Genomic DNA, 15,420 nt, shown 5'->3' with positions numbered 1-15,420 from the left:
CTCCAGATAGTGGCGGAAGTAATTTTGACAAAAGTATTGCGGCAGAGGGTACAGCACGATGCAGCCGTTGGTGGCTGCGCTACTGGCACTGGTTCTGGCCAACTCTTCTTTGTCAGGTTTTTACTCCAGTTTTCTTGAAACGCCCGGGATTCTATGCCTGGGCGATTTTTCTACTGAGAAGCCGCTGTTGTTGTGGATAAATGATAGGCTGATGGCCAGCGGCGTAGCGATGGGCGCCGGTTTTAGCGGCCAGTAGAATCGATAGTTTGGCCGTCGCCTCTGTTTATCGTGTCCTCTCCTCCGGTTTTCCACTCGTCGCCGATAATCGGGTCCTCCCCTCCGGTTTTCCATTCATCGCCGATAATCGGATCTTCTGCTTCAGGACTATCCTGCTCCCACGAATACGCCTTGCGCTCCGGCAGGGGATCCCAGCGCCGAAACAGGATGGCGCTCAACACCCCGCCCACTGCACCGAAAAAGTGATATTCATAGGAGATGCCCGGTTCCTGTGGGAAGATGGTCAGCAACATGGTGCCGTACATGAAAAACGCGACCATCAGCAGTGCCGAGGAGCGCTTGTCGCGCCGCAAAATACCGATCGTAAAGAGAAAGAAGAACATCCCGTGAGTGAGGCCACTGGCACCGTAGTGGTAACTCTCACGGCCCCACAGCCAGACGCCCAGCCCCGACACCACCCAGACAATCGCCAGCGTCCACCAGCGGGACTTCGGATAACCGTAGTGCAGGATACTGCCCAGCAACAGCAGTGGCAGGGTATTGGAGGCGATATGCTGCCAGGAGCCGTGAATCAGCGGACCCGCCACAATACCCACCAGGCCGGTGGGGCTGAGGGGATAGACGCCGAGCCGGTGAAAGCTGGTGTCGAGCAGATATTCCAGGATTTCCAGCCACCACAGCAGCGCGGCGAAAACGCTGGCGACCAGGATACTGGTGCGAATACGCGATTCGGTTTGCATGATTAGGTGATATGGGGGCGGCGCGCCTTTTTATAAAGTACGCTGAGCGGTTTTATAAAATAAGTTGCGCCGTTTTATAAGAGCATGAGTTGTGCCGCTTTACAAAGGCGTGCTCAGTTCGCCAGCGCCTCCAGGTGGGCGGCGACGCTGCGGGTCAGGGCGTCGATATGATAACCCCCCTCCAGCAGGGACACGATGCGACCCCCGGCGTAGCGTTGGGCCTGGTCGCGGATAAACCGGGTCACCCAGCTAAAGTCGTCGTCTTCCAGGTGCAGGCCGCCGAACGGGTCCTGGCGATGGGCGTCGAAACCGGCGGAGATAAAAATCATCTCCGGTCGATGACGTTGCAACGCCGCCGACCAGTCGCGCTCCACGGCGGTCCGGAAGGCGCTGCTGTCGGTCCCCGCCGGCAGCGGTGTCAGACAGATATTGGGCCGCCGCACCCGGTCGTGGCGACCGGGATAGAAGGGGTATTGGAAACTGGAGCACACCAGCACCTCCGGGCGGTGTTGGAAGATTTCCACAGTGCCGTTGCCGTGGTGGACGTCGAAGTCGAGGATAGCGACGCGACCGAAACCCTGGGCGATAGCGTAGTCGGCGGCCAGGGCGATACTGTTGAACAGACAAAAGCCCATGGCGGCAATGGACTCGGCGTGGTGCCCGGGCGGGCGCACGGCGCAGAAAGCATTGTCGACGGTGCCATCGACGACCCTGTCGGTAGCTTCCAGGGCTGCACCGGCAGCGTGCAGAGAGGCGGCCACGCTGAATGGGTTGATCAGTGTGTCGCCATCCACTGCTACCAGTCCCTCGGTGGGGGTGAGCGCGAGCAGCGCCTCTACATGATGCTTCGGGTGTACGGTGGCCAGGTGGGCGCTGTTGAGTTTGGGGGCGGCGGCGGTGCGCAGTTGCGAATCCCAGTCCCGTTCCCGCACCATGGCGTTAATGGCCGCCAGGCGTCGGGGCGACTCCGGGTGGTGGGAGCCCATGGCGTGCAGTTCGCAGGTGGGGTGGGTGAGAAAAAGTGTAGTCACCGCCGTTTCTCCCGTTAACGTCGCTGGTGCTGACCCGCGTGTCGTCAACGTTAACTTATTTGTTATTAGCCTGGCTGCCGTTCCTTGCGCGGGGCACTATTCAGGGTGCGGCACCATCCGCAGGTAAGGTTTGATCGTCTTCCAGCCGCCGGGAAATTTCGCTTTGGCGTCCTCGTCAGACACCGCCGGCACGATAATACAGTCGTCACCCCGCTGCCAGTTCACCGGCGTGGCCACCTGGTGTTGTGCCGTCAGTTGGATGGAGTCCAGCACCCGCAACACTTCGTCGAAGTTGCGACCGGTGCTCATGGGATAGGTCAGCATCAGCTTGATCTTCTTGTCCGGGCCGATAATAAACACCGTGCGCACAGTGGCATTGGTGGCCGCGGTGCGCCCCTCCGAAGAGCCACTTTCGTCGGCGGGTAACATATTATATAGCTTGGAAACGGTCAGTTCGGTATCGCCGATCATCGGATAGTTGACGGCATGGCCTTGGGTTTCCTCAATGTCCCTGGCCCAATTGTGGTGATTGTCGACCGGGTCGACGCTGAGACCGATGATCTTGGTGTTACGCTTGGAAAATTCATCCGCTAGGCCCGCCATATAGCCCAGTTCGGTGGTGCAGACCGGTGTGAAGTCTTTGGGGTGGGAGAAGAGTATGGCGTAGCTATCGCCGATCCAGTCGTGAAAATTAATGGGGCCGGCGGTGGTTTCTGCGGTGAAGTCCGGTGCGGTGTCGTTGATTCTGAGCGAGGTGGTCATAGGGGGCTCCTTGGGCTTTGGTATTGTGGTGTCGATGCTGGGGTTTCTGTGCTGGGGCTGCAATTCCCGAGTTTCGGTCCCCGGGTTTTAGTCTTGTAATTTCGGGCCTGTAACTCCAATTCAGTCTTTCTAATCCAGTTGCTTTAACTCAGTGACTGCAATCCTGGAGGCCGCGCGGACAATGCCTTGCCTGGCGACCATTATAGGCCGATATGGCAACTGTTTAGAATGCGCCGCCGGATAAAAATTCCCGCCGTTAGACTCTATTCAGCCGGGGTTCAGTTTGACCACTTAACAATAGGGGCTATGACTGCCGGTAGCACGGTGAGTCAACAGCTTATCCCGATAGGAGATATGGTTATGCAACTCAATACCCTGGTGGCTATAGCGCTCGCTGTTTTCAGCTTGTCTGCGTTTGCCGGAAGTGCCGACAGCCTCGATCCGAAGTATCAGTTTGACGGGTTGGAGAGAGTGGAGCGTTTTCAAAACTGGTCCATAGACGGGTGGTACCCGGTCGACAAACAATCGCTGATTGTGCGCACCTCACCGTCGACTGCCTATCTCTTGATACTAGACAGGAAACTTCACGATTTGCGCTTCTCCAACGGTATCGCCATCTCCTCCACCGGCAACACGGTACACGAGCGGTTCGATACCGTGCGCACCCGCGGGCGGCATACTATTTCAATCCCCGTCCATATCGCCAAGATCTATAAACTGAAAGGTAAAGCAGAGCGAAAACTGGTCCGGGCCCAGATTCGCGGCGCCGGTTAGCCAGGGCGGCACCTGACAACCCTGCTGACACGAGCTGGCAGTAGGGTTGTGTACACTTGGCGGACATCCACTGCCAAGAGGAATTCAATGTGTCAGACGACATACCCACCATCATGTCCCATGTCTCTGTGGGCACCAATCAGTTTGAAAAGGCTATTGAGTTTTACGATAAAGTGCTGGCCACCCTCGGGGCCAAGCGGGTTCTCGAGGAGCTAAAGTTTAAGGCGGTGGCCTACGGCAAGCAGTTTCCCGAGTTCTGGGTGCAGGCTCCCTATGATGGCGGAGCTGCCACGGTTGGCAACGGCACCCATTTTGCCTTTCTCGCCATGTCTAAAGATCAGGTGCATGCCTTTTACGATGCCGCGACTGCCGCCGGTGCCACCGATGACGGTGCGCCGGGTCCGAGGCCTCACTATGGCGAGGCTTATTACGGATGCTTTGTGCGCGATCCCGACGGCAATAAGATTGAAGCCATGTATTGGGATATGGCGCTGGCCTGAAGTGTGGGACCAAGGCGCGGGACAAAAGTATAAGACTGAGGTTCGAAATAGAGGTTCGGAATAAAGGTTCGGGACGCCGCCGCGGGATAAAACTGCGGCAAAAGTTACGGGAATAAAAAAGGCGCTGCCGGGCGGCAGCGCAACGCGTAAGGGAAGGTGGTGTGATGACCTTCCCATGGAGAGGGTTGATCAGAGGGTGGCTATCCTTCGATCTCCCCGGATTCCGAACGCTGCTTTTTATGACCGCCGCGGCGGTGGCCGAATTGGCGCATATAGGCTTTGAGGTCTTGCAACTGGTCTTCATCCAGTATCGTTTCGAGGTTGGCCCGGTGTGTATCCCGCAGGGCCCGCATGGCGTCGCGGCGTTCCTGGCGCGATGCAAAATCCTGCTCGCGCAGTGACTCGCGGGCTTCGCGCATTTGCTGGAAGTAGGCCTCAAGCTCCGCGATTGTTGACTCGTCCAACTGCCACTGCTCATAGAGCGGGCTGAGGTCGGGTTTCGGGGGCGGCACATCGGCCCAGGCCATGGCGGTGCTCAATACAGCCAGGAGTGGAATAACTGCCAGTTGTTTCAAGCGTAGTGAGATGGGCATGGTTGAAATCTCCGTCGGTGATTGGTTGACGAGTGTTATTGTGCTGATCCAATGGGCAACAAATAGGCAATAAATGTGCAAGAAATAAGAAACAGCCGGCGACATCTTTTCCAGTGTCACCATCTCCGGCGGCACTGTGTGGGGACGTAACTTCAGTTGCGTCCCCCTAGAATGGTGCCACTCCCCTCCCCCAGTGCACCTGTTTAGCAAACTGCGCTCTCCCTCAATCCTCAACCAGCGCCTCATACTTATAACCAACCCCATAAACAGAATGGATCAACTCCCGCTCCGGCACTCGCTCGGCGATTTTTTTGCGCAGTTTCTTGATATGACTGTCTACGGTGCGGTCGGAGACGATACGGTGGTCGGTGTACATGGTGTCCATCAACTGGCTGCGGGAAAAGATGCGTCCGGGTTGATCGGCGAGCATTTTCAGCAGTTTGAATTCCACCGCGGTCAGGTCCAGTTGCCGGCCTTTGATGGTGGCCCGATAGCCGGCTTCATCGAGGCTCAGGTCATCGGCCGGCGCTGTGCCCGGCTGCAGGCGCCGCAGCACTGTTTTCACACGGGCGACGACTTCCCGCGGTGAGAAGGGCTTGCAGATATAGTCGTCTGCGCCCAGTTCCAGCCCCAGCAGGCGATCGATCTCCTCCACCCGGGCGGTGACCATAATGATGGGGGTATCGCGCCGGCGGCGGATGCTTTTGCACAACTCCAGCCCGTCTTTGCCCGGCAGCATGATATCCAGCAGTATCAGTGCGGGGGTGTGTTGCGCCAGCCAGTCCTCCACCTGGTCGCCGCGGTCCAGGTGGGTGGTCTCGAAGCCTGCGTTGTGCAGATAGTCGCCTAGCAGCGCCGCGATTTTTGGCTCGTCTTCGACAATCAGGATAGGGTGGTGCATGAGTTTGTTTCTCCTGCGTTGTGCTTTTAGGTGGCCCTTTGTAAAACCGGGTCTGCGCTCTGTGGCACCTCCCTAAGCGTATTTGCGCCAGTTCATTGATCGCCGTTCCAGTTGCATCGACCTTGGTTAAGCGTACTGAAGGTAGGTCCGGCTCTGGCTGAAGCCTTCAGAAACTCTCGACAGCAGGGATGCTGTCGTGACCAACAGTAGGCGCTTTAGGCGAGCCCTCAGGGACGAGTTTACGGCGTGTTTCTGAAGGCTTCAGCCAGAGCCGGACCGGTCAATTCGCACCTTTTCGCTTCAGGGGGTGTCTTGGTTTCCAGTTAACAGCCCGGCAGTAAGCCGCCATCGACCCGATCCGCATCAGCGCGGCAATACAATCTCCCAGCCGAGGCCGCCGAGTTCGGCGCTGAATGCCTGCAGCGTGCCGCCGTGGCCCTCGACGACGGCGGCGGCAATGGCCAGCCCCAATCCCGAGCCGCCGGCGGCGCGGCTGCGGGCGCTGTCGACACGGAACAGACGCTCGGTAAGGCGTTCGAGGTCCGCTTCGTCAACACCGGGAGCGGAGTCCTGCCAAATGACGGTAACCGCTTTATCCGTCGCTTTTATCTCCACCCGCAGTTTGCCCGGCGCATCGGTGTAGCGCAGACTGTTCTGCAGCAGATTGTGCCAGAGCTGCGCCAGGCGCTGGGGGTCGGCGCTCACCACGGCCTCGGTCGCCGGGTTAAAATCCAGTGCCAGGCCGGCCTGCTCCAGTGCCTGGGCATGGGCGGTAAAAATATCGTCCAGACTGGCGCTGAGATCGAGCGGCTGCTTGCGATATTCCAGGGCGCCCAAATCGGACAATGACAGTTCATACAAGTCGTCTACCAGGCGGGTCAACTGGCGAATTTCACTGGCCAGGGAGTGGATACTGTCGAGCGACAGCGGCCGCACACGATCGAGCAGGGCCTCGATTTCGCCCCGCAATACCGTCAACGGCGTGCGCAACTCGTGGGCGATATCGGCGATCCACTGGCGCCTGGATTTTTGATTGGCGGCCAGGCTGAGCGCCAGGCTGTTGAAATCCTTCGCCAATTGCGCCAGTTCATGTCGCCCTGTCACCTGGATGCGATGGTCGAAGTGTCCCCGGGTGAGCTGGCGGGTACCGGCGGCCAGGTGCTTGATGGGCCGGGTCAACCAGGCGGCGATACCGATAGCGAGCAGCCCCGACATCAGCACCATACCGGCGGCGATAATGGCAAAATTGCGATTTTGCTGGGCGGCAAACACCTGTTCCACCGATTGCGCCAGCTCGCGCCTGGGCACTATGGCCAGGTAGCCGATAACCTGGCCGTCCTGGCTGATGGGCTTGAAGTTAGGTTCCCCGCGGCCCCGGCGGCCGGCAATCAACCTCTTGTCGGCATCGAGCAGGGCCAGGCGCGGATCGAAACTCAGTGGCGGCAACGCGCGCCGGTCGGCGGATTTATCCTCACGCTCGGTTCGGCCCCGGCGGTTGAACAGAAAACGGTGCATCAGCTGGCGCCACTGGCGCGGGTTTTCGGCCAGCCACTGCCAGTCCCCGTGTTCCCGGTGACCGTCTTCCAGCGCCTGGATCAACGGCGTCAGCCGCTCGCGCTCGGCGCGGTTGAGATAGTCGAGAAAGCCGCGATCAAAACTCCAACTGACCACCGCGTAGGTCAGCAGCGCCAGCAGCGCGTTGGCCGACAGCAGAATCAGGAAAAGGCGGGTTTTGATACTGTGCAATCTGCGGGCTCGCTGTTGGGAGTCTAGGCCGGGCGTGGGTGCCAGGCGTAACTTTTGGCCACAGTTGCCGGCCGTAGTCGCCACACTCGATTGCCACTACCTTAAGCAAATATGTGCTAATTGACCGGTCTGGCTGTGGCTGAAGCCTTCAGAAACACGGACTAGGCGTCCCCTCGATAAACCCGTCCCTGGGGACTCGCCTAAAGCGCCTACTGTTGGTCCCGACAGCATCCCTGCTGTCGAGAGTTTCTGAAGGCTTCAGCCACAGCCAGACCTACTCTCAGTACGCTTTATCGAGGTCCATGCAACCGGGTGGCGATGGTGTAAATATAACGCAACTCGGTCACCGGATACCGCAATCGAGGTTATTTCCTCAGTATTTGCACACTTGGCCTAACGCAAAAGCCCTCCCCAGAAACCTGGAGAGGGCTGTGACCTGTTGTGTCAGGCGTTAGAAGCGTCTAGAAATTCAACGTCGCGCGCACATAGTACTCCCGCCCGGCCAGTGAGAACGGAAACGTGGTCCAGCCGTACCGGAAACCCAGTTGCGGGAAAACTCCGCCTTCCTCGCCCCACTCATCGGGGAACTCGTCAAACAGGTTGAGTATGCCGCCGGAGAGCCGAAAGCGGTCGGTGATATCCCACACGCCGGTCAGGTCCACCAGCGACTTGGCACCCCAGGTATGCGGTTCGCTGCCGAAGGCGGAGGTGCTGACCTCCCCGTAGTAGCTGAGGCGGCTGGTTACCGCCCAGTCTCCCCCATCGTAATTGGCCGCCAGGGTGGCGCGCTGTTGCGGCTGGCCATCGGTCAACAGCAGTTCGAGACTGTCGTTGAAGACGACCTCGTCGGGGACCACGCTGGATGAGGTATTGATATCAGTTACCTTGGTATTGTTCAGGTGGAGAGTGGCTTCCAGCACCAGGTTGTTGCCGCTGGGCAGTGCGAAATCCCACTGATTGACCCAGTCCATGCCCGTGGTTTCGGTGTTGATGGCATTGGTGAAGACGGTAACGCCGGCTACCCCGTCCAGTTGCGCGTCACCGGTGACGGCATCGTGGGCGGCAAAAAAGGCGGCGATATCGGCATTGACCCCAGCGGTGATATTGCCCGAGTAGACAATGCGGTCGTCGATATCGATTTGGTAGATATCCAGGGTGCTGGTCCAGCGGTCGCCGTTATAGACCAGGCCGATGCTCAGGCTTTCCGAGGTCTCTTCTTTGAGCGCGCCGAAGCCGAGTTCGGCGGCCAGTTCACTGTCGGGTCGCAGTGCCACCAGGTCCGAGAGCACGCCGTTTTCCAGCGAAATGGAGCGCTGGGTGAAAAATTGCTGTTGCACCCCGGGAGCGCGAAAACCGGTGGAAAAAGCACCGCGCACCGCCAACTGCGGCGTCAGCTCGTAACGGGCGGAAATCTTGCCGTTGGTGGAGTCCCCGAAGTCGGAATAATCCTCATAGCGCAGCGCCAGTCCGAGATCGAGCTTTTCCGTCATCGCCAATTCGGTATCGGCGTACAGTGACACATTGTCGCGGTTGGTGTCGATTTCCATCTCCGGCCGGTAGCCCTGGAATCCCTGCATGCCGGGTGCGGTGATGGCACAGCCCGGATCGGTGGGATCGTTGGTGTCGGTGGTGGAGTTTTCCCCGCACCAGGTGTCGCCGCGATCGTAGGAGACGGGATCGCCGGCCTCCATTTGATAGCCGTCTTCGCGGTACTCAAAGCCCAGGGCCAGGGTGGCGCTTTCGGCAAAGGCGACGTCGAGCGTGCGCACAACATCGGCATTAAAGGTGAGCTGGTCGAAAACGAGGGCGCCGTCGTAGGCGGAGGTTGGGCTGTCCGGCCCGTAACTGGCATTGAGCGATTCCAGATTGCGGAACTCGAAGCGGTTTTCGCCCCAGGCGAGACTGAAATCCATATCCCAGTCGCCGACCGTGGTGCGGTAGCCGGCGGTCACCGAGGTATCTTCAGACTCGGTGCCCAGGGCGGGTGTCACGCCGTTGGGAAACAGTGCCGACCAGACGCGGTTGTCATTGGGGCCGCGGAAAAAGCCCAGCGACTCGCCCTCTTTTTGGGTATAGCCCGCAAAGGCGTAGATTTCTCCCGCCTCACCGACCTTGAAATTGCCGTTGACCCACAGTGAGTCGCTCTCCACCTCGGCTTCACCGACCAGCAACAGCTGATCGACCACTGGGCTGGCGCCGAGCCAATCGGTGGCGGCCGCGCGGTTGAGCGAGTCCTGGTCGACAAACTCGTAGGTGATATTCAAAGACCCGGCATCGCCCAGGTCAAAACCGTAGTGAACGCCCGCTTTCAAGGTGTCCCCGTCGCCCTCAGAGGTGGTCCGGTACTGGGACCAGGCATTGCCGCCGGGACTCTCCTTCAACACCAGGTTGATAACCCCGGCAATGGCGTCCGAACCGTACTGGGCGGCGGCCCCGTCACGCAGGATTTCCACCCGCTCGATGGCGCTCAGGGGAATGGAGCTGAGATCGGTGCCGGCCGAGCCGCGGCCGACATTCTCCTGCACGGCCACCAGTGCCTGCTGGTGGCGGCGCTTGCCGTTGACCAGCACCAGCACCTGGTCCGGGCCCAGGCTCCTCAGGGTCGCCGGGCGCATCAGGTCCTGGCCGTCGGAGGTGGTGGTGTTGTTCATGTTGAACGACGGTGCCAGCTTGCGCAGCATATCGGCGGTGTCGACGGCGCCCGAGTTGAGAATGGCCTCCTGCGGCAACACATCAACCGGGACCGGGCTTTCGGTCGCCGTGCGGCCCGGGGTGCGGGTGCCGACGGTGATAATCTCCTCGATCAGCGCATCATCGTCCTGAGCGAACACGCCCTGTGGCGCGAGGGTGCTCAGGGCCAGGGCCAACGGGGTTAATGGAAAGCGGATTAATGAAAAGGGGGTTAGCGAAAACAGCGTCTTTTTCATGGTGTTCCCTTCTATCTCTCGTCGTGTCGTAACTTGGTCTTGTGTACGACTGGGTCTTGTAGTGGCTTTAACAGACTGCGCGGCCGCCGGGCAGGGCGCGGCCGCTTTGCTCAGTCGCGCGTTGTACGGTCGCGCTTGGTTCAGACGTAGTAACGGGGCGGGAGACGAAATCCGCTATAGCGGGGGTATTGAAAGTGGGTTATTCCCAGTCGAGTTGCTGCAGCAGCCACCGGTCGTCCTCTTTCAACCAGCGGCCGGTGGCAGTGATAAAGCGGCCCTCATCGGGTATCAGGCCGTCGCTACTGGTGAGCAGGGCGCTGGCGCGGGTGGTGGCGCGGTCGGTGTAGACCGGGTCCAGGATCACTTCAAGGCTCGGCACCTTGACGCTGACCGCCTGCTGGCGCAGGCGGTAAAACAGCAGCAGGCGTTTGGCTTCCTGCCGTGTCATCTTGCGGTTGGCGGCGAAGTCCGGGTGCAGTTGCCGTTCCAGATCACCGGCGTCAAACGCTTCGATGCTCGCTGTAAGTTCGGCCACCGCGGCCCGGATTTGCTGCTCGTCACTGCCGCGCTCGCAGGCGCTGAGCAGCAGCATTGCCAGCAGTGCCAGGAGCCGACACTTCACCAGGCGCCGCCTCATGCCAGGGCCTTACACTGGCGATAACGGTGGCAACTGGTGGTATGGTCGTTGACCATACCGGTGGCCTGCATAAAGGCGTAGCAGATAGTGCTGCCGACAAAATTAAAGCCCAGTTTTTTCAGCTGCTTGCTCATAGCATCGGAAACCTCGGTGCTGGAGGGGATATCCGCCAGGGTTTTCCAGCGGTTTTGTACCGGCTTGCCGTCGACGAATTCCCAGAGGAAATCGCTGAAACTGCCCCGAGTTGCCAGTATATCGAGATAGGCGCGGGCATTCTGCACCGCGCTCATCACTTTTAGCCGGTTGCGGACGATATCGGGGTTTTGGAGCAGTCGTTCAATTTTTTTGTCACTGTAGCGGGCCATACGTTCGGCGTTGAAGTTGTCATAGGCCCGGCGATAGCCCTCGCGTTTGCGCAAAATAGTGATCCAGGAGAGGCCGGCCTGGGCCCCCTCGAGCAGTAAGAATTCAAACAGCGTCTGGTCGTCGCGGGTGGGCACGCCCCACTCGTCATCGTGATAGGCCTGGTAGAGCGGGTCGTCGGCGCACCACTCGCAGCGCGTTACAGGTTTATTCGTCATTGCAGTCCTTCATCAGGTTCAGATAGTGGTTGAGACTCTTGTGGTCGTTGAGCGTGAAATGCTGCCCGGTGTCGATCAAGGATAAAATGCGGTCCAGGCGAAAGGTGCGGTATCCCTGCCGCAACTGGCACCAGGCCAGCACTGTCCAGGTCAGCCCCCAGAAAAACAGGCCCAGCGGTTCTATCGCGCGCTGGGACTGCTCGCCGTCGATACGCTGGTAGCCGATGGACAAGACCTGTCGCTGGCGAATCGCCGCGCGAATCTCCTCGCTGAACGCGAGGTGTTCCGGGTCGATATGAAAGTCCGGCACCACCAGCGGCAGCTCATCGTCGCTGTGGCGCAGGTGGTCGGGCACCACCGCCAGGATTTTGTGCATGGCGGAAGTCGCCGCGGCGGCCAGTTGCCGGTCGCTCCAGGCCTGCACCATGCGGGCGCCGAGCAGTAGCGACTCCACCTCGTGGCCCTCGAACATCAGCGGCGGCAGGTCGAAGTGCCGCTGTAAGCGGTAACCCACCCCCGCCTCGCCCTCGACCGGCACGCCGGACAGACTAAGCGCCTGAATATCGCGGTAGATGGTCCGCTCCGAGACTTCCAGGCAGCCGGCTAATTGCTGAGCGGTAATCACGGTACGGCGATTGCGCAACAGGTTAAGGATTTGAAAGAGGCGGTCGGCTCTGCGCATGATTAGACGAATTAGAAGGGGCTTGAGGTTAGACGCCGCAGCCTGTCAACTCTAGGCATAAAGAGCGGGGCTGTCCAGCATAGCCCCGTCTCCGGTGTGGCCGGTGGCAGCTGCGGCGGATGTCACCTATGCCGCCGAGGCGGCCCCGGCGGGGATGCCGGCACTGCAGGAGGCCAGTTCGACTTCGCACTTGCGATTTATTACGGTGCTCTCATCCAGCAGGTTCATATAAGTCTGGCAGGCCGGGTTTTCCATAAAGGCACTGTCGGCTATCTGCGTCGCCGCGCCGTCGCGCCAGTACACCACGTCGACCCAGACACTCGGGTTGTCCAACTGGCGGCCCAGCGAGCGGTACTGGAAGCCCTCCTGTTGTTCCAGAAATTTCTGCACGGCTGCGCTCGCGGCGATAAAATCCTCAACGCGAGAGCCTGGCCGTAAATGAAAGGTATAGATACTGACAATGGCTTTGCTCATGGTTTTTTTATTCCTTTTTGGGGATGGTACGCCGTTATGGCGCAGATGGGGGTGGCGTTTTTCAACGGCTATTGAGATCATAAGCGATGCCTGCTGACAGCGTGGTGTCAGTAGCCTTATGGTCGCGTCGAGTCTCAGTACCGCGAGAGTTGGGTTAGGGTCAGGCCACAGTCGAATCAATAACCGCAACCAGATTACTACAACCAGGGCACCAGGGAGCCGCAGTATGTTGATCCTCTATCCGGATATCAAACCCTACAAAACGCAACGAGTTAAGGTAGATGACATCCACGAAATCTATGTGGAAGAGTCGGGCAATCCGGAGGGGATTCCGGTGCTGTTCGTCCACGGCGGACCGGGTGCCGGCTGCAGTCGCCAGGACCGGTGTTTTTTTGATCCGCAGCGCTACCACATTATCCTGTTCGACCAGCGCGGCTCCGGCAAGTCCACTCCCCATGCCGAACTCAAGGGCAATACCACAGCCAATCTGGTCAGCGATATTGAGCAGATCCGCGAACACCTGGCCATCGACAAATGGATTTTGTTTGGCGGCTCCTGGGGTTCCACGCTCAGCCTGGTCTACGCCGAGACCTATCCCGAGCGGGTGCTGGGGCTGATTCTGCGCGGCGTGTTTTTGTGCCGCGAGCGGGATATCACCTGGTTTTACCAGGACGGTGCCAGCCGCATCTTTCCCGATTACTGGGAGGATTTTGTGTATCCGATTCCGGCGGTCGAGCGCGAGGACCTGTTGGGGGCTTATTACAAGCGCTTGACCGGTACCAATGAGCTGGCGAAGATGGCAGCCGCCAAGGCCTGGTCCCTGTGGGAGGGGCACTGCGCTACCCTGCGGCCCAGCCACGATGTCGTGGAGTCGTTCTCCGATCCGCATATGGCCATGGCGCTGGCGCGCATTGAAGCCCATTACTTTGTCAACAGCGGCTTTCTGCAGCCCGATCAGATTATGGGCAACGTGGCGAGTCTTGAGGGTATACCCGGCATTATCGTTCACGGGCGCTACGATATGGTTTGTTCGCTGGACAATGCGTTCGAGCTGCACCGCCGCTGGCACGACTCCGAATTGCATATTATCCGCGATGCCGGCCATGCCTCGCGGGAGCCGGGTATTGTGGATGCCCTGATTCGGGCCACCCGCGATATGGCCAAGCGTTTCGAGGGTGACTATCCCACCGGCGCCGGGGCCTAGGTCGGCGCGGCAGGCGTGAAAGGATTGATCCAGCGGGTTTCCAGCGCCCGGGTCGAGGTGGCGGGCGATTGTGTCGGTGCCATTGAGCGCGGTTTGCTGTTGTTCCTGGGGGTGGAGCAAGGTGACGGCGAAGCGGTTGCCGACAAGTTGGCCGACAAGGTGCTGGCCTACCGGGTGTTTAGCGATGCGGCCGGCAAGATGAACCTGAGTGTCAGCGATATCGGCGGCGGCGTGCTGGTGGTGTCGCAGTTTACCCTGGTGGCCGATACCCGCAAGGGACTGCGCCCGAGTTTTACCGCCGCCGGTGCGCCCGCCGATGCCGAACGCCTGTACGGGTATTTTGTCGAGCGGCTGCGCGCGCGCCATGCAACCGTGGCCACGGGGGTGTTTGCCGCGGATATGCAGGTCTCGCTGACCAACGACGGGCCGGTGACGTTTATGCTGTCGGCTTAGCGGTGGGCTGGCGGGCGCCGGCAGTGGGTACGGATAACCAGGCGGGGGCTGGTATCGACCCGGAAACTGTGTATGATTCAGTCGTCCGGGATGGCACTGCCTCAAGCAAAAGTGTGCTAATTGACCGGTTTACCGCTGGGTGAGGCTTTCAGAAACACGGACTAGGCGTCCCCTCGATAAACCCGTCCCTGGGGACTTCCCGGCAGCATCCCTGCTGCCGAGAGTTTCTGAAAGCCTCACCCAGCGGCAAACCTACCTCCGATATTCTTAATCAAGATCGATAGGGATGGTGTGGGGGCCGATAAACTGCGCATATACGCTTAAGGTAGTGCCATCTCAGTTGCCCGGGGTTGCCGGTACCCCGGTTACAATAATGTTCATATCGATTAAAACGGGGGAATTCAATGGAGCCGCTCTCTGCCACATTCTGGGTGTTTGGTGTGATCCTGCTGGCTGCAAGCTGGGTCTTATTGTTGATTGAATCTTTCAAGGAAGATTATGCCTGGGGGCTGAGTACGCTGTTTCTGCCGCCCCTGTCTTATCTCTACGCACTTTTCGTCTGGGAAAAAACCAGGGAGGCCATACTGCTGGCGGTGGTCGGTTGGGTGCTGGTGTTTTTGTCTTTGGGTTGAGTCTGGTAGGCAAGGCGTTGCCTGCCTGTGGCATTGGGTTTGCCGGCACTGTCATCGTGTTGATAGTAGGTATCAAAGTCCGGGCAGGTTTTTGAAAAAGTCTTTTTAGGCTCTGAGCCCTTTTGAATGGTATGTGTTCAGCTATTTTAGTTCCACTCGATCTATTCTGCAGCCCTCGCTCCCATCTGCAGTGAGTACCGATACGGTGTTTTGAGTTACCTTGGCAGATAAGAGTACGCTTAACAAAGCGTTAAAAGTATCGGGGTTGTCAGATTTGTTAATATACCCGGAATCGGCGCTGCCACCGCAAAGGGTTAGTGTTCCACTTGAATCCTTGATTTCGACGATAATGTTTCGACTGGATGGAAAGGGGCTGTTAACCACGATACTTTTTACTGTCCCTGAAGCCGGCTGGTTATAATAGTTAGCCCCATGAGCTACAGATGAAAATACCACAGATAAAAGCAATATTGGCAATATACTGATCGTCATCACTACACCCTACTGTTAAGTTTGTTCCAACATGCTCCCTCTGGTTGAATCAAA

At 59.0% G+C, this 15,420-nt stretch carries 18 protein-coding genes; 6 read left to right on the top strand and 12 right to left on the bottom strand.

The window, feature by feature from the left end:
• Positions 1–58: 58 nt before the first annotated feature.
• Entirely contained in the window at positions 59–256 is a 198-nt protein-coding gene (locus tag FKG94_RS18555; protein WP_142928419.1) for a Na+/H+ antiporter NhaA, read from the top strand.
• Here FKG94_RS18555 and FKG94_RS18550 read toward each other — a convergent pair.
• The 3 genes from FKG94_RS18550 to FKG94_RS18540 all read right to left on the bottom strand — a co-directional run bounded on the left by FKG94_RS18550 (position 243) and on the right by FKG94_RS18540 (position 2,770).
• The gene (locus FKG94_RS18550) at positions 243–977 is read right to left on the bottom strand and encodes a rhomboid family intramembrane serine protease (protein WP_142928418.1); all 735 of its coding nucleotides are present in this window, start codon (positions 975–977) and stop codon (positions 243–245) included. The genes FKG94_RS18555 and FKG94_RS18550 overlap by 14 nt on opposite strands.
• Before the next feature lie 113 nt (positions 978–1,090).
• Complete coding sequence (locus FKG94_RS18545) at positions 1,091–2,008, bottom strand: histone deacetylase family protein (RefSeq protein WP_246125243.1); 918 nt, start codon at positions 2,006–2,008, stop codon at positions 1,091–1,093.
• Positions 2,009–2,104: 96 nt separating this feature from the next.
• Complete coding sequence (locus FKG94_RS18540) at positions 2,105–2,770, bottom strand: peroxiredoxin (RefSeq protein WP_142928417.1); 666 nt, start codon at positions 2,768–2,770, stop codon at positions 2,105–2,107.
• 360 nt (positions 2,771–3,130) lie between these two features.
• On the opposite strand from FKG94_RS18540, the gene FKG94_RS18535 reads away from it, so the two are divergent.
• Both FKG94_RS18535 and FKG94_RS18530 read left to right on the top strand, forming a co-directional pair.
• On the top strand, positions 3,131–3,544 hold the full coding sequence (locus FKG94_RS18535) for a DUF6491 family protein (RefSeq protein WP_142928416.1): 414 nt from the start codon (positions 3,131–3,133) through the stop codon (positions 3,542–3,544).
• 89 nt (positions 3,545–3,633) lie between these two features.
• A complete protein-coding gene (locus tag FKG94_RS18530; RefSeq protein ID WP_142928415.1) occupies positions 3,634–4,044 on the top strand; it encodes a VOC family protein in 411 nt (136 codons plus the stop codon).
• A 200-nt stretch (positions 4,045–4,244) separates the two neighbouring features.
• On the opposite strand, the gene FKG94_RS18525 is transcribed toward FKG94_RS18530, so the two are convergent.
• The 8 genes from FKG94_RS18525 to FKG94_RS18490 all read right to left on the bottom strand — a co-directional run bounded on the left by FKG94_RS18525 (position 4,245) and on the right by FKG94_RS18490 (position 12,585).
• Positions 4,245–4,637, bottom strand: a complete 393-nt coding sequence (locus FKG94_RS18525) for a hypothetical protein (protein ID WP_142928414.1) — start codon at positions 4,635–4,637, stop codon at positions 4,245–4,247.
• Between the two features lie 223 nt (positions 4,638–4,860).
• Positions 4,861–5,538 (bottom strand): response regulator, encoded by a 678-nt coding sequence (locus FKG94_RS18520; protein WP_142928413.1) that lies wholly within the window; start codon positions 5,536–5,538, stop codon positions 4,861–4,863.
• 363 nt (positions 5,539–5,901) lie between these two features.
• Positions 5,902–7,284, bottom strand: coding sequence for an ATP-binding protein (locus tag FKG94_RS18515; RefSeq protein WP_142928412.1), 1,383 nt, complete (start codon positions 7,282–7,284; stop codon positions 5,902–5,904).
• 461 nt (positions 7,285–7,745) lie between these two features.
• Complete coding sequence (locus FKG94_RS18510; protein WP_142928411.1) at positions 7,746–10,211, bottom strand: TonB-dependent receptor plug domain-containing protein; 2,466 nt, start codon at positions 10,209–10,211, stop codon at positions 7,746–7,748.
• A gap of 199 nt (positions 10,212–10,410) precedes the next feature.
• Entirely contained in the window at positions 10,411–10,833 is a 423-nt protein-coding gene (locus FKG94_RS18505) for a hypothetical protein (RefSeq protein WP_142928410.1), read from the bottom strand.
• 11 nt (positions 10,834–10,844) lie between these two features.
• The gene (locus FKG94_RS18500) at positions 10,845–11,429 is read right to left on the bottom strand and encodes a DNA-3-methyladenine glycosylase I (protein WP_142928409.1); all 585 of its coding nucleotides are present in this window, start codon (positions 11,427–11,429) and stop codon (positions 10,845–10,847) included.
• The gene (locus tag FKG94_RS18495; RefSeq protein ID WP_142928408.1) at positions 11,419–12,111 is read right to left on the bottom strand and encodes a helix-turn-helix transcriptional regulator; all 693 of its coding nucleotides are present in this window, start codon (positions 12,109–12,111) and stop codon (positions 11,419–11,421) included. Before FKG94_RS18495 ends, FKG94_RS18500 begins: the two co-directional genes overlap by 11 nt.
• Positions 12,112–12,237: 126 nt before the next feature.
• Complete coding sequence (locus tag FKG94_RS18490; protein WP_142928407.1) at positions 12,238–12,585, bottom strand: antibiotic biosynthesis monooxygenase family protein; 348 nt, start codon at positions 12,583–12,585, stop codon at positions 12,238–12,240.
• A 226-nt stretch (positions 12,586–12,811) separates the two neighbouring features.
• On the opposite strand from FKG94_RS18490, the gene pip reads away from it, so the two are divergent.
• The 3 genes from pip (at position 12,812) to FKG94_RS18475 (ending at position 14,874) form a co-directional block, all read left to right on the top strand.
• On the top strand, positions 12,812–13,789 hold the full coding sequence (gene pip, locus FKG94_RS18485; protein ID WP_142928406.1) for a prolyl aminopeptidase: 978 nt from the start codon (positions 12,812–12,814) through the stop codon (positions 13,787–13,789).
• A 15-nt stretch (positions 13,790–13,804) separates the two neighbouring features.
• Positions 13,805–14,242, top strand: a complete 438-nt coding sequence (gene dtd / locus FKG94_RS18480) for a D-aminoacyl-tRNA deacylase (RefSeq protein ID WP_142928405.1) — start codon at positions 13,805–13,807, stop codon at positions 14,240–14,242.
• Positions 14,243–14,646: 404 nt separating this feature from the next.
• A complete protein-coding gene (locus tag FKG94_RS18475; RefSeq protein ID WP_142928404.1) occupies positions 14,647–14,874 on the top strand; it encodes a hypothetical protein in 228 nt (75 codons plus the stop codon).
• Between the two features lie 141 nt (positions 14,875–15,015).
• On the opposite strand, the gene FKG94_RS18470 is transcribed toward FKG94_RS18475, so the two are convergent.
• Positions 15,016–15,366, bottom strand: a complete 351-nt coding sequence (locus tag FKG94_RS18470; RefSeq protein WP_142928403.1) for a hypothetical protein — start codon at positions 15,364–15,366, stop codon at positions 15,016–15,018.
• Between the last annotated feature and the right edge of the window lie 54 nt (positions 15,367–15,420).

The sequence above is a fragment of the Exilibacterium tricleocarpae genome (genome assembly GCF_007004655.1).
Taxonomy (GTDB): Bacteria; Pseudomonadota; Gammaproteobacteria; order Pseudomonadales; family Cellvibrionaceae; genus Exilibacterium; species Exilibacterium tricleocarpae.
The sequence above is the reverse complement of the archived record's forward strand: the minus strand, read 5'-3'. Positions and strand labels throughout refer to the sequence as shown.